Below are 18472 nucleotides of genomic sequence, written 5' to 3'. Positions count from 1 at the left end.
AATCACCGCCCACTGCTGATCATCAAGCCAGAACTCTCCTGCCATCATCAAAACTCCCATTGTCATCATAATGAATCACAGCGATCCATTTTGATCAATGGCTTGATTGGGTTTGGAGCCTAGAGCGACGGCCAATCCGAAAATACATATCGTTAGGAAAGACTTAAGCCGTCACATCTATATTTAACGGCGGTTCTACATCGCCTCTCCCGCTGGGGACAACTGGGAAGAATTCTGACCATGAACAACAATAACGCCATCAAGCAGTCGGGCGCTTATCTCGAAATCGTTTCGTTCCACCTCGGCGATCAGGAATTCTGCATCGACATCATGGCCATCCGCGAGATCCGCGGCTGGGCGCCGGTGACGCCGATGCCGCACACCCCACCCTACGTGCTGGGTCTCATCAACCTGCGCGGCGCGGTGATCCCCGTTATCGACATGGCCTGCCGCCTCGGCATGAAGATGACCGAGCCCTCCGAGCGCTCGGCGATCATCGTCACCGACATCGCCGGCAAGCTGGTCGGCCTGCTGGTCGAGCAGGTTTCCGACATGATGACCATCAAGAGCGAAGACCTGCAGCCGCCGCCGGAAATCATCCCGGAAGCCCAGCGCGCCTTCTGCCGCGGTATCGTCGCTCTCGAAAAGACCATGGTCTGCTTCTTGAACCTCGACACGGTCATTGCCGACGAACTGACGCAGGCCGCCTGAGGAATACTCATATCTGGAATTCGAAGGCCCGGCTCGTCCGGGCCTTTTTGATTTTGGGGTGGAGGTAAAACGGGCATGGGATCAGACTTTGCGAAAACCCCTCCCCAACCCCTCCCCACAAGGGGGAGGGACTATGCTCAGGCCCCGACTCGCTCCTCCCGAAACGTCGAAGATCTGGAAAGCGGGTGCGGCAAGTTAAGCCCCTCCCCCTTGTGGGGAGGGGTTGGGGCGGGGTCTTTCATCGCAAGCGCGAGAGACCCCGGAACCTCCCAGACTTATTGCGGCTTCCCACTCTTCCAGACAACGCTCTGCCCATAGAGCGGAATGGTCGAGATCGACATCTTCGCCGAACCGTCGGTCAGTTCCCGCGAATGGGCGAGATAGATCAGCGTGTCGTTGGTCTTGTCGTAGATACGGTTGACGACCAACTGCTTCCAGATCAGCGACATGCCCTGGCGGAACACCTCGCTGCCATCCTTGGACAGGTCGATATTGCCGATCTCGATCGGCCCCGTCTGCCGGCAGGCAATGGAATTGTTGGACGGATCCTCGAACCAGTTGCCGTTCTTGAACCGGTCGATCAGGCTGCGGTCGAAATAGGTGACGTGGCAGGTAACGCCCTTGACCTCAGGGTCGGAGACCGCCTCGACGATGATGTCGTTGCCGATCCAGTCGACCCCGACCTTGCCGACGACTTCGGCCGAGACAGCACCTGTGGAAAGGGCGGCGAAAGAGAAGGCGGCGAGGAGAAGATTGCGCAGTCTGGACATGGCGGCTCCCTGAATAATCCGCATTCTAGATAAGCATGCACCCATGCTTTGCAAGAAAACGGCGTTTGCGGAAAGGGATCAGCCTTTTCGGCAGGTGCAGGGCTCGTAGGCCTGCGCCGTCAGCCGACCTGGCTTCATGCCGATCAACGACGGTATGGCGTGGACGGCATGGGCCTTGACCGCCCTTGCCATCTCGATGGCCGCCGCTGCGCAGACGGCGGCATCTTCGGCGGCGTTGTGGTGCACGAAACGCAGGCCGAGATGCTCGGCGATCAGGTTCAGCCGGTGCGAGAGGAAATGCGGCCAGATCCGCTGCGCCATCTTCAGGCTGCAGAGATAGGTAAGCTCCGGATAGGATTGCCGGTAGAGATCGAGGCTCGCCCGCCAGACGCTGAAATCGAAGGCGGCATTGTGCGCGATCATCGTCGCGCCGCGAAAATCCTCCTCGAACTCATCCATTACCTCGGGAAACTCGGGCGCGTCCTCGACATGCTCCGGCCGGATGCCATGGATCGCGATGTTCATGCCTGAAAAGCGCATGTCCCGCGGCCGGATCAGCCGCTCCTCGACGCGCGTCACCCTGCCGTCCTCGATCCAGGCAAGGCCGACGGAACAGGCGCTACCGCGCTGTTCGTTCGCCGTCTCGAAGTCAATCGCGATGGTTTTCAATGCCGCAACCCGAATCGTTTCTTCGGGAACAGGAATACCGCCCCGCTTCCTGCCGCGCAAATTCGACACGACGCCCGGTTGACTTTTTAACCCGCATATCGAAACTTGCTGCCATGATCGGTTCCGTAACCATGGCAGCGCTTATCCATCACACCACGACCCTTGAAGGGTACGCGGGAGCGATGGCGCGTTAGCAGCGATCCGATCATCATCCCGAAACCCTGCCGAGGCGAGCAGGGTTTTCGGAAACCGGCTCTCCTCCCGACATCGATGGAGAGCATGAATGTCCGAAAACCAAGCGAATGAACCTCGCGACCGAGCGCGCCTGCCAGATGGTGTCCTGGTCCGCGCCGTCCGCCTGTCCGATGCGGAAGAGATCACCGATCTCATAAATCTGCCGGGCTACCGGGCCGGCACCTTGCGGCCGCCCTACCAGCGGTTCGAGGAGGTTCGCAAGCACATGGAAAACCCGTCGCCGGGCGCGCTCAACCTCGTCGTCACCCAGGACGGCAAAATCGTTGGCAATGGCGGCCTCAACCGTCTTTCCGGCCGCCGGCAGCACGTCGCCAGCATCGGCATGGGCGTGCACGACGATTTCATCGGCCGCGGCTTCGGACGGATCCTGCTCGGCGCGATGGTCGACGCCGCCGACGACTGGCTCGATATCAAGCGGCTGGAACTGACCGTCTATACCGACAACGATGTCGCCATCGGCCTCTACCGGAAATTCGGCTTCGAGCAGGAAGGCCTGCTGAAGGCCTTCGGCTTTCGATCCGGCGAGTATGTCGACGCCTATACGATGGCGCGGCTCAGGCTATGAGCAAAGGGGCTGACGGCTTGCCGTCAGCCCCTCACCCGCTGATCAGTGCCAGCCATTCGTCCTCGTCCATCGTCTGCACGCCGAGTTCGCGCGCCTTGTCGAGCTTGGAGCCGGCGCCGGGGCCGGCGACGACGATGTCGGTCTTCTTCGAGACCGATCCCGCCACCTTGGCACCGAGGCTTTCCGCCCTCGCCTTCGCCTCGTCGCGGGTAAATTTTTCCAGTGAACCGGTAAAGACCACGGTCTTGCCGGCAACCGGGCTGCCTACCGTCTTCGGCTGTTCGGCCTCCTCGGGCGTCACTTCCTCGATAAGCCGGGTGATCACCTCGACATTGCGCGGCTCCTTGTAGAATTCGACGATGGCCCGCGCCACGACCTCGCCGATACCTTCGATGGCGTTGAGATCGCTCCAGGCGTCGCCGGAAAGCGCCTCGGCCTCTCGCATTGCGGTTTCAAAGGCCGCATAGGTGCCGTAGGAGCGCGCCAAGAGCTTCGCCGTGGTCTCGCCGACATGACGGATGCCGAGCGCGTAAATGAAGCGGTGGAGCGCGATGCTGCGCCGTTCGGTGATCGCCGCATAGAGCTTGCCGACGCTGACCTTGCCGAAGCCGTCAATATTCTCCAGCTTGGTCAGCGATTGCTGCTGACGCTTCTCCAGCGTGAAGATATCCGGCGCGGTGCGGATCTGCAGCGACGCGTCCTCGTTTTCGAAGAAGAAATCGATCTGCTTCGAACCGAGCCCTTCAATATCGAAGGCGTTGCGCGAAACGAAGTGCTTCAGATGCTCCGTCGCCTGCGCCCTGCAGATGAAGCCGCCGGTGCAGCGCGTGACCGAATCGAGCTTGCCGGTCTTCTCATGTCTTTCACGCACGGCATGCGAACCGCAGACCGGGCAGGTCTTCGGAAATTCATAGGGTCTGGCCTCGGCCGGCCGCTTCTCCATGACGACGTCGAGCACCTGCGGAATGACGTCGCCGGCGCGCTGGACGATGACGGTATCGCCGATGCGGATATCGTGCTCGTCGTCGCGGATGCGCTCGCCGCTATTGCCGATGCCCCTGATGTAATCCGCGTTGTGCAGCGTCGCATTGGTGACGACCACGCCGCCGACGGTGATCGGCGTCAAACGTGCGACAGGTGTCAGGGCGCCGGTGCGGCCGACTTGGATGTCGATATTCTCGACGATCGTGAAAGCCTGTTCGGCAGGAAACTTGTGCGCCGTCGCCCAGCGCGGCGAACGCGAGCGGAAGCCGAGACGGGCCTGCAGCTCTAGACTGTCGACCTTGTAGACGACGCCGTCGATGTCGTAGTCGAGATCCGGGCGCTCGAGGCCAATCTCGTCATAATGCGCCAGGATGTCGGCGACCGAGTTCAGCCGTTTCATCAGCGGATTGACCGGAAAACCCCAGTCCTTGAAGGTCTGCACCATGGCAAATTGCGTGTCGGCAGGCATTTCCGACATCTCGCCCCAGGCGTAAGCGAAGAATTTCAGCTTGCGGCTCGCCGTCACCTTGGCGTCGAGCTGGCGCAGCGATCCGGCGGCCGTATTGCGCGGATTGACATAGGTCTGCTTGCCCTCTGCCTCCATCTGCCGGTTCAGCGCCAGGAAGTCGCTCTTGGCCATATAGACTTCACCGCGGATCTCGACGACGGCGGGCACGCCTTTCGGCAGCTCGTTGGGGATCTCGGCGATGGTGCGAATATTGGCCGTGACATTCTCACCCGTCGTACCGTCGCCGCGCGTCGCTGCCGTCACCAGCCTGCCGTTCTCGTAACGGATCGACATCGAGAGGCCGTCGATCTTCGGCTCGGCGGTAAAGGCGATCGACTGGTCCGGCAGCCGGCCGAGGAAACGATAGACGCCGGCGACGAAATCCTGCACGTCCTCCTGCGAGAAAGTGTTGTCGAGCGACAGCATCGGCCGCGCGTGGATGACGGGCGAGAACGTGACGGAGGGCGCTGCACCGACATGCCGCGACGGGCTGTCCTCGCGGATCAACTCGGGAAACCGCACTTCCAGCGCATCGTTGCGGCGCTTCAGCGCGTCGTAATCGGCATCCGAAATCTCCGGATGGTCCTTGCCGTGATAGAGCGCATCGTGATGCGCAATCTCCTTTGCCAGCCGTTCGAGCTCGGCGGCAGCCTCTTCGATCGTCAACGTGTCGACGGTGAAACCTTCGGTGGACATGGAACATCACTCCAGAGAATCTGGCCAGAAAATCTGGATTGTTTTTAGAGCAAAATTGCCGGATGAAAAGAGAGGCTGCGGTCCTTCGAAAGGAAGATCGGTCTACCGGCCTATTGTCTACCCGGCCTATTCCCAATCCCTGGCATTGCGCAGCCGGATGCCGCTGACATGCAGGCTGGTGTTCCAGAGGCCCTTCAACGGCCGCAGGCTATCGACCACCCGAAGCTCCACCCTGCGCGGCGCAAACTCCTGGTCGAGCCGCGAGATGGCGGTCCTCTCCAGGGGAATGACGCGTCTGCGGGCCACCCACATGCCGGCATCGTCCAGATCCTCGAAGCCCTCGGCCGGCATCTCGTAACGGTGGATCGTCTCCGCTTCGAGCCTTTCCAGCCAATGGCGCTCGACGTAGGCGACGGCCCGCCAGTCGCCGAGCCAGTGCCGCCGTTCGGCCTCCGGCATATCGGCTGTCGCCCAGAGCAGGATGCGGGGACAATCACGCGGAAAGAGATACATGAAATCATGATCGGCATCGATTGCCCAGACCAGCGGACCGTTAAGCCATTCCCGGCCGGGCGCACGCACAGACGGGACGCGAACCGGGCGTGGCTCGAACGCCGCAATATCGGAATCGTCGCTGAAATGGAAAAGCCGCATGGATTGAGCTCGCCGCCGATCGAAGCTTCAGCGCATATCGCGCCGCGGGATGATTGTCATCCCGCCGGCCCAAGCGGAAAGAGCATCGGAAGAAAAATCAGCCGTTGCCGGCCAGCAGCCGCTTTGCCGCCGCCCTCGCCTCTTCGGTGACCGAAGCCCCGGCGAGCATACGGGCGATCTCTTCGGTGCGGTCCTTCTGCGCCATCGTCGCGACGCGCGTGGCGATCTTTTCCGAACCGTCAGCCGACGGTCCCTTAGAAATCAAGAGATGTGTCGCCGCCCGCGCCGCGACCTGCGGCGCATGCGTGACCGACAGCACCTGCACCCGCTCCGACAGCCGCTTCAGCCGCTGGCCGATCGCATCGGCCACCGCGCCGCCGACGCCAGTATCGATTTCATCGAAGACGAGCGTCGGAGCTGATCCGCGATCGGCAAGCGCCACTTTCAGCGCCAGCAGGAAACGCGACAGCTCGCCGCCCGAGGCGACCTTCATGATCGAGCCCGGCCGCGTGCCGGGATTGGTCTGAACATGGAACTCGACGACGTCGATGCCTTCGGCGAGCGCCTCCCCTGCATCCGTGCTGATCTCGACCATAAAACGGGCGCGTTCGAGTTTAAGCGCTGGCAGCTCGGCCATGACGGCCCCAGCCAGTGCGGTGCCGGCATGATGGCGCTTGTCTGACAGCGAGCGCGCCGCCGTATCGTAATTTTCCCGCGCTAGGCCGACCTCGGCGTCGAGCCGCGCAAGCCGCTCCTCGCCCGCGTCGAGATCGGCAAGATCGGCGATCATGCGCACAGCTAACGCCGGCAGCTCAGTGACGGGCACGGAATATTTGCGAGAGGCGGCCCTGAGCGCGAAAAGCCGCTCCTCCACCCGCTCCAGCTCTCTCGGATCGTATTCGGTCTTGCGCAGTGCCGCCTCGACTTCCATCTGCGCGTTGGAAAGCTGGTCGAGCGCGGCATCGAGCAGCGTCACGGTGTCTTCGAGCAGTCCCGGCGCCTCATGGCTCTTGCGCTCCAACCGGCGCACCAGCGATGCGATATGGGGCACCGGCGAGGCATTGCCGTTCAGGAATTCGGACGCCTCGGCGATATCGCCGGCGATTCGCTCGGCTTTCATCATCTTCTGCCGGCGATCGGCGAGCTCTTCCTCCTCGCCGTCCTGCGGCGAAAGCTTCTCGAGTTCCTCGACGGAAGAGCGCAGATAGTCGGCTTCGCGCGCCGCACTTTCCACCTTCTCGCGGTGCTTCTTCAGCATCCGTTCGCTGTCACGCCACAGGCGATAGAGCCGGGAGACCTCCGAAACCTCGTCGGTAAGACCAGCGAAGGCATCGAGGAGAGTGCGGTGGGCATTGGTGTCGACAAGGGCGCGATCGTCGTGCTGACCGTGGATTTCGACCAGCATCTGACCGGCCTGGCGCATCAGTTGCACGCTGACGGGCTGGTCGTTGACATAGGCCTTGGTGCGTCCGTCCGCTGATTGCTGGCGGCGGAAGATCAGATCGCCCTCGTCGTCGATGCCGTTTTCACGCAGGAGTGTGCGGGCGCCGTGTTCCATGCCGACGTCGAACACCGCCGTCACCTGGCCCTTGTCCTCGCCATGACGCACCAGGTCGCCGTCGCCGCGTCCACCGAGCGCCAGCGACAGGCTGTCGAGCAGGATGGATTTGCCCGCCCCGGTCTCGCCCGTCAGCACGGAGAGGCCGGTCTCGAAGGCAAGATCCAGCCGCTCGATCAGGACGATATCGCGGATCGAAAGCTGGATCAGCATTGGCCTCAGGAACCGAGAAGAAGTTTCTTGCCCGCTGCGGCGATCCACGAGCCCTTGTTTTCACGTGGCTCGGCACCGCCGCTCTGCAGCAGCTTGTAGGAATCAGCATACCACTGGCTGTCGGGATAATTGTGACCGAGAACGGCAGCGGCTGTCTGCGCCTCGTCGACGATGCCCATGGAATAATAAGCTTCGACGAGACGCGCTAAGGCCTCTTCGATCTGGTTCGTATTCGGATATTTCTCGACGACGATACGGAAGCGCGAGATCGCGGCGAGATATTCCTTCCGCTCCATGTAGTAGCGGCCGATCTGCATTTCCTTGCCGGCGAGCTGGTCGCGCGAAAAGCGGATCTTGGCCTGTGCGTCGTCGACATATTCGGAGTTCGGATAGTTGTCGATGACGGCCTGCATCGCCTCGATCGTCTTGGCCGAGGCGCGCTGGTCCTGCGTCACGTCGACGATCTGCTTGGAATAGGTGAGACCAATGAGATACTGCACATAGGCGGCATCCTGGGATTTCGGATATTGCGACATGTAGCGGTTGCCGGAAGCAAGAGCATCGTCTAAGCGGCCCTGGCGATATTTGACGAAGGTGCTCATCACGAGCGCTTTGCGCGCCCATTCGGAAAAAGGGTTCTCGCGGTCGATCGCGTCGAACTTGCGCGCCGCTTCCGCCATGTTGCCGGCCTTCATATTAGCCAGGCCCTGGGTGTAGAGCACGTCAGGCGGATCGGTTTCGAGACCGAGCTTGGTGATGTCGATGTCGGGATCCGACTGGCAACCGGAGATCAAGGCGCCTGCGCTCAGCACCAGAAGCGATGCGAACAAGGCGCGCGCTGTCTTCATCATACCTTCAGATCCTGCATAACCCATTCGAAAGAACCCCACTGCCGCCGCTCGCTCCACGGCAGCCACGCCTCGCTGGCGTTTCTAGCCACAAATGTGCATCAAGAGCAACGCAATGATAAGGCATTAACGCATTTTTGTGGCAACGACCGCAGAAATGACCGGGCTTTTCATCTTCTCCCGGAACTGTGGCAGCCAGAGCATCGGTTATCGCCGCATACGCGGCCGGACATAAAAAAACCGCCTCCGGGAAAGAGGCGGCCTGGTCTTGAGAATATGCTGGAGGTCATGCCGACCAGGGAGCGAATTCCGAAGCGCTGACAGCGATCAGTTCGCGGGCAGCGACGCGCTGGCGCGGCGTCGACGTCTCGACCACCTCGTAGGCGGAGGAATCGGCGAGCAGCGCCTTCAGCGCATTGGCGTTCATCTTGTGACCGCCGCGATAGGAACGGTAGCAGCCGATGAACTGGGCGCCGGCAAGCGACAGATCGCCGACGGCATCGAGCGTCTTGTGGCGGACGAATTCGTCCTTGGCGTAACGCAGTCCTTCGACGTTGATGACGGTGTTGTCGTCCGAAATGACGACGGAATTTTCGAGTGAAGAGCCGAGCGCGTGGCCCGACGCCCAGAGACGTTCGACATCGCGCATGAAGCCGAAGGTGCGGGCGCGGGAAAGCTCGGCCTTGAAGACGGCGGCGGTCATATCGCCAGCCCACTTCTGCCGGCCAATCAGCGGGCAATCGAAATCGATCTCGACTTCGAAGCGCGTGCCGTCATAGGGGCGGAATTCGCTCCAGGAGCCGCCATGCTCGATTCGCACCGGCTTGGTGATACGGATATAGCGGCGCTTGACGCCGAGCGAGACGAGACCGACCTGCTCGATCGCCTCAACGAAGGGCAGCGAGCTGCCGTCCATGATCGGCATTTCGGAACCCTGCACCTCGATCACCACATTGTCGAGGCCGAGCGCATAGACGGCGGCCATGACATGCTCGATTGTCGCGACCGAATGGGCGGGCGAGAAGCCGAGTACGGTGCAGAGGTCGGTATTGCCGACCTGCGAGGAAACGGCCTTGAGTTCGGTGATGTCGCCATTGTCATGCAGGCGCTGGAAAACGACGCCGGTGCCCGATTCGGCCGGGTTCAGGGTGATCGAAACGTCAGCGCCCGAATGGACCCCGATGCCCGAAAGCGTCACGGGACGCGATACCGTCGTTTGAAAACCCAGCAAGCCAATTGCCATAAATTCTGCCTCTATTCTTCCGCACCGGCGGTCTGTCCGATCGGCGCGGTCATCGTTTATTCTGCAGCCGGAGCCTGTCGAAAGGTCTCCCGGGGCAGTTTCGTTGCACCATACTTACGTGCGCCGGCGCTCCAATCCAAATCACTGTTTCTTTCGCTTTGTTACGAAGTCACCCGATTGAAATCATTTGCGAATCACGGGCTGAAAAACAGCAATGCCCGGGACCTTGATCCCGGGCATTAGAGGTGCCGAAGCACGGCCTCAGTTTGACTGGCGACGCAGGAATGCCGGGATTTCCAGCTGGTCGTCTTCCTGCATCATCCGGGCCTGCGGAACCGCGCGACCCTGGTCGTCGAGGTTGCCGCGACGCGGTGCGTAGAGGCTTGCCTCCGGCGACAGCGGACGGCGCTGCTGCGAAGCGGCCGGCGGTGCTGCGGTCATATCGGTGGCAACGGCGTCGTCGTCGCGGCGGCCAAGCGAATTGGTGATTCGCTTGAGCAGACCCATCGGACCGCGCTCTTCCGCCGCATGCGCGGAAGCCGGCTGCGCACGGTGATCGAGTTCGGCCTGAACGACCGGCGGGAAATCCTCGACCTTCGGCATGCGCATCGGTTCGGGCGCCTGACGGATGACCGGCTCCTGACGGATCGGCTGCTGCTGGACCGGCTGGCTGATGACGGGCTGGCTCATGGCGGGCGCCGGAGCCTGCTGCTGTACCGGTGCCGGACGCATTGCCGGAGCTTCCGGTGCAGGCGCGAAGATCTTGCTCTGCGGACGGAAGGTTTCCTGCTGTGCCGCCGGCTGCTGCAGCGGTGCGGCAGCACGCGGGGCCGGAATTTCGAGCTCGCGCTCCATCTCGGCTTCGCGGATGGTCTGCGCGATCGGATCCATGGCCTTCGGTGCCTGCATCACGGGGGCAGGCTGAACTGCGGCCGCTGCCGGAGCAACAGCCGCCGAGGGACGGATAACCGGCCTTGCTGCCGGCTGGAGGTTCCGTTCGGCGGCTTCGTTCATCGCCCGGTCGATGCCGGTTGCGACGACCGAGACGCGAATGATGCCTTCGAGCGATTCGTCGAAGGTGGCGCCGAGGATGATGTTGGCGTCAGGATCGACTTCCTCGCGGATGCGGGTCGCGGCTTCGTCGACTTCGAAGAGGGTGAGGTCGCGACCGCCGGTGATGGAGATCAGCAGGCCCTGGGCGCCCTTCATCGAGGTTTCGTCGAGCAGCGGGTTGGCGATCGCAGCCTCTGCAGCCTGCAGCGCGCGGCCGGAGCCGGAAGCTTCGCCGGTGCCCATCATCGCGCGGCCCATCTCGCGCATCACCGAGCGGACGTCGGCGAAGTCGAGGTTGATGAGGCCTTCCTTGACCATCAGGTCGGTAATGCAGGCAACGCCCGAATAGAGAACCTGGTCAGCCATGGCGAAGGCATCGGCGAAGGTCGTCTTGTCGTTGGCAATGCGGAAGAGGTTCTGGTTCGGAATGACGATCAGCGTATCGACAGACTTCTGCAGTTCCTGGATGCCCATCTCGGCCAGGCGCATGCGGCGCCCGCCTTCGAAATGGAACGGCTTGGTGACGACGCCGACCGTCAGGATGCCCTTGTTGCGGGCCGCCTGTGCGACAACCGGAGCAGCACCTGTGCCGGTGCCGCCGCCCATGCCGGCGGTGACGAAGCACATATGCGTGCCGTTCAGGTGATCGACGATCTCGTCGATGCACTCCTCGGCGGCCGCGCGGCCGACTTCCGGCTGCGAGCCGGCACCGAGGCCTTCGGTGACGTTGACGCCGAGCTGGATGATGCGCTCGGCCTTCGTCATCGTCAGCGCCTGCGCATCCGTGTTGGCGACGACGAAGTCGACGCCCTGGAGGCCGGCGGTAATCATGTTGTTGACGGCATTGCCGCCACCGCCGCCAACGCCGAACACGGTGATGCGCGGCTTCAGCTCTGTGATGTCAGGCTTTTGCAGCTTGATGGTCATTGTACCTGTTCCTTCTCTCTCTGGCCGCATCGCCACGCCGGCCAATTACGCAATTTCAGAAGCTTTCCTTCAGCCACTGGCCCATGCGGGCTATGCGGCTGTTATTTCCCCCAAGCGACATGAGCAGACCGCTCTGTGACGCATGTGTCTCCATGTCCGCGACCTGCGGATAGATCATCAGGCCGACAGCCGTCGAAAAGGCCGGGCCCTTGGCCGCCGTCGGCAGCCCCGACACGCCCATCGGGCGGCCGATGCGGACGTTGCGGGCAAGGATGCGCCGCGCCACGTCGGCAAGGCCGGTCAGCTGGCTCGCCCCGCCGGTCAGCACAACGCGCTTACCGACGATCGGGCTGAAACCGGAGCGCTGGATACGGTCGCGGATCAGTTCCATCGTCTCCTCGATGCGGGCCGACACGATGCGCGAGACGAGTGCCCGCGGCACCTGCGACGGCTGGTCGCGATCGTCCTCGCCGATCGGCGGGATCGAGATCAGCTCGCGCTCGTCGGAGGAGTTCGAAAGGGCCGAGGCATGCACGACCTTCAGCCGCTCCGCATCCTCGATGCGGGTCGAAAGGCCGCGCGCCAGGTCGGTGGTGACGTGATGGCCGCCGAGGCCGACGGCATCCGTGTGAACGAGCTTGCCCTCGGCAAACACCGAGATCGTCGTCGTGCCGCCGCCCATGTCGATCGCCGCGCAGCCGAGCTCGACCTCGTCGTCGACGAGAGCCGCAAGGCCCGATGCATAGGGCGTCGCAACGATGCCCTCCACCGAGAGATGCGCGCGGTTGACGCTAAGCTCGAGGTTCTTCAGCGCCGAGCGCTCCGCCGTCACCACATGCATGTCGACGCCGAGTGCATCGCCATACATCGCCAACGGATCGCGGATGCCGCGCTCGCCGTCGAGCGAGAAGCCGGTCGCCAGCGAATGCAGCACCGAACGGTCCTGGCGCAGCGACTGCTGGCAGGCGGCCGACAGCACCTTCTTCAGATCGTTGAGCTCGACTTCCTGGCCGCCGAGATCAATCGTCGCAGTGTAGATGTCGCTGCCGAGGCGGCCGGCCGTCAAGTTGACGATCAGGCTCTCGACGGTCAGCCCCGCCATGCGCTCGGCCGCATCAACGGCGAGACGGATGACGCCTTCCAGCGCATCGAGATCGGCGATGACGCCGGTCTTGATGCCACGGGAACGCTGGTGGCCGATGCCGATGATCTCGATATTGTGCGTGCGGCCCGGCAGGATCTGGCTTTCCTCGCGCGGCGTCAGCCGGCCGATCATGCAGACGACCTTGGTCGAACCGATGTCGAGCACCGAAACGACATGTGACCGCTTCGACGAAAGCGGCTTCAGGCGCGGCAATCCGAAATGGGATGAACCGAACAAGCTCATATATTCTGCCCCGCCTTCTTCAATTCCTTCGTACGCTCCGTCACTGCCGTCTGCCTGCGGATCGCCGCCTCCGGCGTCAGCTGGATCGCGGTTCTGTCGGCCAGCCTGAGATCGACTGCGGCAATGTCCCGCTCCAGGAGCTGATGCTCCTTGTCGAACTTCGAAAGCGTCGCCAGTGCCTGGTCGATACCGTCTTCCGGCAACTTGACGACGACGCCGTTATCCATGTGCAGGTCCCAGCGACGGCCGGATATCCAGACATAGGCCTTCACGCGAGCCTTCACGTCGGGCCACTTCGAGAAGGCTTCATCGAGCGAAGCCGCCGCCGTTTCGGCATCGCGGCCGACGACGAGCGGCAGCGCCGAAAACTTGTTGTCGCGCAGCGGCGCAATGACGCTGCCGTTCTTCTCGATCAGGGAAAGCTCCTGGCCGTGCTGCCAGATCGCATAGGCCTGGCGCTCCTTGAGCTTCACCTCGATCGTCTTCGGATAAATCTTGCGGACCTCGACATTCTCGACCCAGGGAAGATGCGCGATCTTCCGGCGGGCGGCATCGACGTCGAGCGCGACCAGCGAGGTCGTGCCATCAAGGCCGATCAACTGCAGGATCTCGATTTCGGAGGTCTCCGAATTGCCGGAGACCTTGACGTCCTCGATCGCAAAACCCGCGGCCGTCGTCGTTGCCTGCGCGACGGCTTCCGTGTGGCCGCCGAGCGACATGCCGTAAAGCCCCGTCGCGCCTAAGAAAGCAAGCGCCGAAACCGTGCCCGTATGAACAGGAATGTAGATGCGGCCGCTGCAGAGACTGATCAGGAAGCGCGTGACCCGGCGCAGCGGACGCGGCAGCACGAACCGCTCTTCGGCTTCCACGATCGGAAGCACGGCATGATGGCTGGGGCGCCCTATCCTCTTGACCGTCAACGCAAACAAGACGCGTCCTCCACCATCCACCGGAGAAACTGACCAAATGAATAGCCGGCATGGCCGGCCATTTCGGGCACGAGCGAGGTTGGAGTCATGCCTGGCTGGGTATTGACCTCCAGCCAGATGATTTCGCCGTCTTCGGAGAAACGATCGTCGTAACGAAAGTCGGACCGACTGACGCCGCGACAACCGATTGCCTGATGCGCCCTTAGGGACAATGTTTGTATTTTTTGGTAAATATTCGGTGAAATTTTCGCGGGGATGACGTGTTTTGAACCGCCAGCCGCATACTTGGAGTCGTAATCATAAAAATTGTGTCCCTGCGGCACCACTTCCGTGACACCGAGGGGAGTTTCACCCATGACGCCGCAGGTGAGTTCACGACCGTAAACATAGCGCTCAACGATCACCTCCTCGCCGTAACGCCATTCGGGCGAGCTGACGATCTGCGGCGGATGCGCCTGATCTTCCGTGACGATGACGACGCCGAAGCTCGACCCCTCGCGGAGGGGTTTCACCACATAGGGCGGCTTCATCGGATGCGTCGAGGGAAAGGCGAAACGGTTGACCACCTGCGATTCGGCAACAGGAATGCCGGCGGCGGCGGCAACGAGCTTCGCCTTGTCCTTGTCCATCGCCAGCGCCGAGGCAAGCACGCCCGAATGCGTATAGGGGATTTCAAGATATTCGAGGATGCCCTGAATGGTGCCGTCCTCGCCGAATGGGCCGTGAAGCGCATTGAAGACGACATCGGGCTTCAGCGCGGCGAGTTTCTCGGAAACGTCGCGCGCCACGTCGATGCGCGTCACGTCGAAGCCCTCTGCCTCGAGAGCTTCCGCGCAAGCCTTTCCCGAGGAAAGGCTGACAGGCCTTTCCGAGGAAAATCCGCCCATCAGGACAGCGACATGCTTGCGACTCATCAACACCCCCAAAAATAACTTCCATTTTCGAAATCGACGCTTGCGCGAAGCTGTCTGCGCCGTTTCGGGCCTTTGTCCGACCTGGGTGCATTAGAGCATCATTATGGTTAATGAAGTGTTTACTTTCGTTAACTTCGTATTGCCGCGCCCTTGATTTTTTAACCTTCGCTTCTTCGGGAGTGTCGGAGCGAAGATGCCCGCCTATCCACCAAAACAGAAAAACCCGCACGGAAAAACCGCGCGGGCTCAATGAGATAGATCGGTATCTTGCAGTCAGTCGGCGTCGTCGAGGAATTTCCATACGAGCCCGCCGAGCGCCCCGCCCGCAAGCGGCGCAATCCAGAACAGCCAGAGCTGCTGCAGCGCCCAGCCGCCGACGAAAAGCGCCTGGCCGGTGGAACGCGCCGGATTGACCGAGGTATTCGTCACGGGGATGGCAACGAGATGGATCAGCGTCAGGCCGAGGCCGATCGCAAGCGGCGCGAAGCCCGCAGGCACCCGGCTGCTGGTCGACCCCAGGATGATGATCAGGAAGAACATGGTCAGCAGCACCTCGATCAGCAGCGCCGAAAGCAGTGAATAGCCACCCGGAGAGTGCTCGCCATATCCGTTGGCGGCAAAGCCGCCGACTTCGAACCCCGCCTTGCCGCTGGCGATGAGATAAAGCAGCGCCGCCGCGGCGATGGCGCCGACAACCTGCACGACGATATAGGGAACGAGGCGCGCCGCCGGAAACCGTCCGGCAACTGTAAGGCCAAGCGAGACCGCGGGATTGAAATGACCGCCCGAAATGCCGCCCACGGCATAGGCCATGGTGAGCACGGTCAGACCGAACGCAAAGGCCACGCCGACAAAACCGATTCCAAGCTCGGGATAGGCTGCGGCCAGCACGGCACTGCCGCATCCGCCGAAGACCAGCCAGAACGTGCCGAGAAATTCGGCGACAAGACTCTTTTGCATGGATATCTCCTCTGCCCTCAACCAGAGGGTTAGCAATGAATCTGTTACAATTCGATTCCGGTCAAGCACGCGGGCAACGCCACGGCAAGCCTCGCGCAAGGAAGGAAAACCCAAAGATTTGAGATGACGCCGGAGGACGCGAGCCGGTAATGCATGCGGGGCCGCGTCCCCTGTAAACACTCCATGTTTTGACGTTTTCACGGACCTGAAATAGCGTTAAAACCCGCCGGCCTCCCACGGCGATTCACAAAAATACTGATTGGAATGAAAATGTCTGACGCGATCTCCGCATCGCCGACTCCTGCCTCGAACAGCACGCAAGTCAATTCTCCGGCCCGCGTCCTTATCGCCAGCCTTGTCGGCACCACCATCGAATTCTTCGACTTCTACGTCTACGCGACGGCAGCCGTCCTCGTCTTCCCGCATCTCTTCTTCCCGGCAAGCGATACGAACGCCGCAACGCTGCAGTCGCTCGTCACCTTCTCGATCGCCTTTTTCGCCCGCCCCATCGGCGCTGTGGTTTTCGGTCATTTCGGCGACCGCATCGGCCGCAAGGCGACGCTCGTCGCCGCGCTGATGACGATGGGCCTTTCGACCGTGCTGATCGGCATGCTGCCCGGCTATGATGCGATCGGCATCGCAGCACCCTTGCTGCTGGCGCTTTGCCGCTTCGGTCAGGGCCTCGGCCTCGGCGGCGAATGGGGCGGCGCCGTTCTGCTTGCCACCGAAAACGCTCCTCCCGGCAAGCGCAGCTGGTACGCCATGTTCCCGCAGCTCGGCGCGCCGATCGGCTTCATCCTCTCCTCCGGCTTCTTCCTCATCCTGGCGGAAACGATGAGCAACGAGGATTTCCTCGACTACGGATGGCGCATTCCCTTCATCGCCAGCCTCGCCCTCGTCGCCGTCGGCCTCTATGTCCGCCTGAAGATTGCCGAGACGCCGGAATTCCGCAAGGCCGTCGAAAAGCACGAACGCGTCGCCGTGCCGATCGAGGTCGTCTTCCGTAACCATCTGCGCAGCCTGATCCTCGGCACCTTCATCGCCGTCGCGACCTTCGTGCTGTTCTACCTGATGACGGTCTTCACGCTCTCCTGGGGTACGACACCTCTGGAAAAGGGTGGGCTCGGTTACTCCCGCGAGCAGTTCCTGGTCGTCCAGCTTGTCGGCGTCGTCTTCTTCGGCCTGACGATCCCGCTCTCCGGCTGGCTCTCCGATCTCTATTCGCGCCGCATCATCCTGACGCTGACGACGATTGCCATCGCCATCTTCGGCTTCTTCTACGCGACGCTGTTGACCAGCGGTCTCACAGGCGCTTTCCTGTGCTCGATCATCGGCCTCGCCTTGATGGGCTTCACCTATGGTCCGATCGGCGCTGCCCTGGCCGCCCCCTTTCCGACCACGGTGCGCTATACCGGCGCCTCGATGACCTTCAACCTCGGCGGCATCTTCGGCGCTTCGCTCGCCCCTTATATCGCCACCTGGCTCGCCACCCATTATAGTCTGGACTATGTCGGCTACTACCTCGCCGCCTCGGCGGTGATCTCGCTGGTCTGCATCCGGCTGTCGGGCCACGAGGAAGTCTGAGCCTCTAGCAGCAAGCAAACGACAAGCCGCGACTACCAACGTCGCGGCTTTTTTATTGATGCCGCGGGCACTTCCGGTTAACCGGAGCACTCACGGTAGAACAGGGAACAGATCATGCGATGCCTCATTACCGGCGCAGCCGGCTTTGTCGGTAGGCCTCTCGTCGAAAGACTGCATGGAGAACGGGTATGCGAGCTTGCGGTGACGACGCGATCTGCAGCCGTCAGCTTCCCGACATCCGTGCGGCATTTCCCCATCGAAATATCCAGCGAAACCGATTGGGCGGCAGTTCTCGAGGGTATCGACGTCATCGTCCATCTCGCCGCTCGTGTTCACATCATGCACGACCGCGCAGCCGATCCGCTTGCGGAATTTCGTTTGATCAACACTGCCGCCACGTTGAACCTTGCCGAGCAGGCCGCCCGCACGGGCGTAAAAAGGTTCGTCTTCATCAGCAGCATCAAGGTCAATGGCGAGGAGAACGATCGGCCCTTCCGGCATGACGATAGGCCAATGCCGATCGATCCCTATGGGATCTCGAAGCTGGAAACTGAAATCGGGCTGCATGAAATCGCCGCCCGAACAGGCATGGAAGTCGTGGTCATTCGCCCGCCGCTCGTTTATGGACCCGGCGCGCGGGGCAACTTCGCCCTGCTCGTCGGACTTGTCAGGAAGAAGATACCGCTCCCCTTCGCGTCGCTGAAGAACCGCCGGACACTGGTCGCGCTTCCAAATCTCGTCGATCTGATCATCACCGGGATGAAGCATCCGGGTGCTGCCGGCCAGACCTTTCTCGCAGGCGATGGAGAAGATCTTTCGACTCCCGGGCTTATCGAAGGGATTGCCGCAGGGCTGGGTGTCAAACCCATGCTGCTCCCCTTCCCCCCCGCGCTGTTGCAGATGGGCGCGAGGGTCACCGGAAAGGACGCCGTCTACCAGCGTCTTTGCGGTTCCCTGCAGGTCGATATATCCCACGCTCGCGGCGTGCTCGGCTGGTCGCCCCTCGTCACGCCGCGCGAAGGCCTGAAGCTTGCGGTGACGTAA

The 18472-nt window shown here is 62.0% G+C and carries 16 protein-coding genes; 4 read left to right on the top strand and 12 right to left on the bottom strand.

Annotated features, from left to right (window positions below):
* The first annotated feature begins 240 nt into the window (after window positions 1-240).
* Entirely contained in the window at window positions 241-711 is a 471-nt protein-coding gene (locus GR198_RS30140; RefSeq protein WP_003541378.1) for a chemotaxis protein CheW, read from the top strand.
* 275 nt (window positions 712-986) lie between these two features.
* Here GR198_RS30140 and GR198_RS30135 read toward each other — a convergent pair whose 3' ends face one another.
* Both GR198_RS30135 and GR198_RS30130 read right to left on the bottom strand, forming a co-directional pair.
* Window positions 987-1481: a CreA family protein gene (locus GR198_RS30135; protein ID WP_029873430.1), complete on the bottom strand. Its 495-nt coding sequence runs from the start codon at window positions 1479-1481 to the stop codon at window positions 987-989.
* Window positions 1482-1559: 78 nt separating this feature from the next.
* Window positions 1560-2150, bottom strand: coding sequence for a 3'-5' exonuclease (locus GR198_RS30130; RefSeq protein ID WP_026158769.1), 591 nt, complete (start codon window positions 2148-2150; stop codon window positions 1560-1562).
* A gap of 283 nt (window positions 2151-2433) precedes the next feature.
* Between GR198_RS30130 and GR198_RS30125 the strand changes: the two genes are divergently transcribed.
* Window positions 2434-2970: a GNAT family N-acetyltransferase gene (locus tag GR198_RS30125; RefSeq protein WP_029873429.1), complete on the top strand. Its 537-nt coding sequence runs from the start codon at window positions 2434-2436 to the stop codon at window positions 2968-2970.
* A 31-nt stretch (window positions 2971-3001) separates the two neighbouring features.
* Here the strand turns inward: GR198_RS30125 and ligA are convergent, their stop codons facing one another.
* The 10 genes from ligA to aqpZ form a co-directional block, all read right to left on the bottom strand.
* Window positions 3002-5158: an NAD-dependent DNA ligase LigA gene (gene ligA, locus GR198_RS30120; protein WP_029873428.1), complete on the bottom strand. Its 2157-nt coding sequence runs from the start codon at window positions 5156-5158 to the stop codon at window positions 3002-3004.
* 126 nt (window positions 5159-5284) lie between these two features.
* Window positions 5285-5812 carry a DUF6886 family protein gene (locus GR198_RS30115; protein WP_029873427.1) on the bottom strand — a complete coding sequence of 176 codons (528 nt, stop codon included), beginning with the start codon at window positions 5810-5812 and terminating at the stop codon, window positions 5285-5287.
* A gap of 97 nt (window positions 5813-5909) precedes the next feature.
* Window positions 5910-7583, bottom strand: coding sequence for a DNA repair protein RecN (recN, locus tag GR198_RS30110; RefSeq protein ID WP_029873426.1), 1674 nt, complete (start codon window positions 7581-7583; stop codon window positions 5910-5912).
* A gap of 5 nt (window positions 7584-7588) precedes the next feature.
* Window positions 7589-8458 carry an outer membrane protein assembly factor BamD gene (locus GR198_RS30105; protein WP_029873425.1) on the bottom strand — a complete coding sequence of 290 codons (870 nt, stop codon included), beginning with the start codon at window positions 8456-8458 and terminating at the stop codon, window positions 7589-7591.
* A 259-nt stretch (window positions 8459-8717) separates the two neighbouring features.
* Complete coding sequence (lpxC, locus tag GR198_RS30100; protein WP_011652789.1) at window positions 8718-9674, bottom strand: UDP-3-O-acyl-N-acetylglucosamine deacetylase; 957 nt, start codon at window positions 9672-9674, stop codon at window positions 8718-8720.
* A 261-nt stretch (window positions 9675-9935) separates the two neighbouring features.
* The gene (gene ftsZ / locus GR198_RS30095) at window positions 9936-11654 is read right to left on the bottom strand and encodes a cell division protein FtsZ (protein WP_029873424.1); all 1719 of its coding nucleotides are present in this window, start codon (window positions 11652-11654) and stop codon (window positions 9936-9938) included.
* A gap of 55 nt (window positions 11655-11709) precedes the next feature.
* Window positions 11710-13041 carry a cell division protein FtsA gene (ftsA, locus tag GR198_RS30090; RefSeq protein WP_003561012.1) on the bottom strand — a complete coding sequence of 444 codons (1332 nt, stop codon included), beginning with the start codon at window positions 13039-13041 and terminating at the stop codon, window positions 11710-11712.
* Window positions 13038-13970, bottom strand: a complete 933-nt coding sequence (locus tag GR198_RS30085) for a cell division protein FtsQ/DivIB (RefSeq protein WP_027664263.1) — start codon at window positions 13968-13970, stop codon at window positions 13038-13040. The genes ftsA and GR198_RS30085 overlap by 4 nt, the downstream gene beginning before the upstream one ends.
* Complete coding sequence (locus GR198_RS30080; RefSeq protein ID WP_025395310.1) at window positions 13958-14884, bottom strand: D-alanine--D-alanine ligase; 927 nt, start codon at window positions 14882-14884, stop codon at window positions 13958-13960. Before GR198_RS30080 ends, GR198_RS30085 begins: the two co-directional genes overlap by 13 nt.
* A gap of 273 nt (window positions 14885-15157) precedes the next feature.
* The gene (aqpZ, locus tag GR198_RS30075) at window positions 15158-15844 is read right to left on the bottom strand and encodes an aquaporin Z (RefSeq protein WP_029873423.1); all 687 of its coding nucleotides are present in this window, start codon (window positions 15842-15844) and stop codon (window positions 15158-15160) included.
* A gap of 270 nt (window positions 15845-16114) precedes the next feature.
* On the opposite strand from aqpZ, the gene GR198_RS30070 reads away from it, so the two are divergent.
* Window positions 16115-17428, top strand: a complete 1314-nt coding sequence (locus GR198_RS30070) for an MFS transporter (protein ID WP_029873422.1) — start codon at window positions 16115-16117, stop codon at window positions 17426-17428.
* Window positions 17429-17542: 114 nt separating this feature from the next.
* Entirely contained in the window at window positions 17543-18472 is a 930-nt protein-coding gene (locus GR198_RS30065) for a UDP-glucose 4-epimerase family protein (protein ID WP_029873421.1), read from the top strand.

Origin of the sequence: Rhizobium leguminosarum (genome assembly GCF_010668065.1) — a bacterium.
Lineage (GTDB): Bacteria > Pseudomonadota > Alphaproteobacteria > Rhizobiales > Rhizobiaceae > Rhizobium > Rhizobium leguminosarum_S.
Note: the sequence above shows the minus strand (reverse complement) of the source record. Positions and strands in the feature narration are given on the sequence as shown.

Excerpts from the sequence above, each read along its gene's own strand:
- GR198_RS30140 (WP_003541378.1), top strand. The coding sequence starts at position 241 with ATGAACAACAATAACGCCATCAAGCAGTCGGGCGCTTATCTCGAAATC.
- GR198_RS30135 (WP_029873430.1), bottom strand. The coding sequence starts at position 1,481 with ATGTCCAGACTGCGCAATCTTCTCCTCGCCGCCTTCTCTTTCGCCGCC.
- GR198_RS30125 (WP_029873429.1), top strand. The coding sequence starts at position 2,434 with ATGTCCGAAAACCAAGCGAATGAACCTCGCGACCGAGCGCGCCTGCCA.
- ligA (WP_029873428.1), bottom strand. The coding sequence starts at position 5,158 with ATGTCCACCGAAGGTTTCACCGTCGACACGTTGACGATCGAAGAGGCT.
- GR198_RS30115 (WP_029873427.1), bottom strand. The coding sequence starts at position 5,812 with ATGCGGCTTTTCCATTTCAGCGACGATTCCGATATTGCGGCGTTCGAG.
- recN (WP_029873426.1), bottom strand. The coding sequence starts at position 7,583 with ATGCTGATCCAGCTTTCGATCCGCGATATCGTCCTGATCGAGCGGCTG.
- GR198_RS30105 (WP_029873425.1), bottom strand. The coding sequence starts at position 8,458 with ATGGGTTATGCAGGATCTGAAGGTATGATGAAGACAGCGCGCGCCTTG.
- lpxC (WP_011652789.1), bottom strand. The coding sequence starts at position 9,674 with ATGGCAATTGGCTTGCTGGGTTTTCAAACGACGGTATCGCGTCCCGTG.
- ftsZ (WP_029873424.1), bottom strand. The coding sequence starts at position 11,654 with ATGACCATCAAGCTGCAAAAGCCTGACATCACAGAGCTGAAGCCGCGC.
- ftsA (WP_003561012.1), bottom strand. The coding sequence starts at position 13,041 with ATGAGCTTGTTCGGTTCATCCCATTTCGGATTGCCGCGCCTGAAGCCG.
- GR198_RS30080 (WP_025395310.1), bottom strand. The coding sequence starts at position 14,884 with ATGAGTCGCAAGCATGTCGCTGTCCTGATGGGCGGATTTTCCTCGGAA.
- aqpZ (WP_029873423.1), bottom strand. The coding sequence starts at position 15,844 with ATGCAAAAGAGTCTTGTCGCCGAATTTCTCGGCACGTTCTGGCTGGTC.
- GR198_RS30070 (WP_029873422.1), top strand. The coding sequence starts at position 16,115 with ATGTCTGACGCGATCTCCGCATCGCCGACTCCTGCCTCGAACAGCACG.
- GR198_RS30065 (WP_029873421.1), top strand. The coding sequence starts at position 17,543 with ATGCGATGCCTCATTACCGGCGCAGCCGGCTTTGTCGGTAGGCCTCTC.